This is a genomic window from Halorubrum sp. GN12_10-3_MGM (assembly GCF_005435235.1).
In the GTDB taxonomy this organism is placed as follows: domain Archaea; phylum Halobacteriota; class Halobacteria; order Halobacteriales; family Haloferacaceae; genus Halorubrum; species Halorubrum ezzemoulense.
Map to the genome: position 1 here is coordinate 1 of NZ_SGUB01000080.1, position 255 is coordinate 255.

The window sequence follows — 255 nt, forward strand, 5'->3', positions numbered from 1 at the left end:
CCAGTGCGACTCCTGTGGAACAGAGACAGTTGCGGCTCACCCCGACTGCCCCGATGAGGGGCAGTTCGGGGTGAACGTCATCGCTCAATCAGCTCTGTCACGGTACGATCACCGCCTTCCTTACCGGGAGATCGCTGATCGCTTCGAGCAACTACACGGACTCGAACTCTCGGGTGCATCCGCGTGGCACGCGACCGAGCGCGCTGCGCGCGCCGGTCGCTGTGAGTACGAGCAGATCCGTCAAGAGATTCAGGA

1 pseudogene is annotated in these 255 nt (G+C 62.4%); it reads left to right on the top strand.

The window, feature by feature from the left end:
- Positions 1–255: pseudogene (locus EXE47_RS18325) on the top strand (IS66 family transposase); the annotation flags it as partial.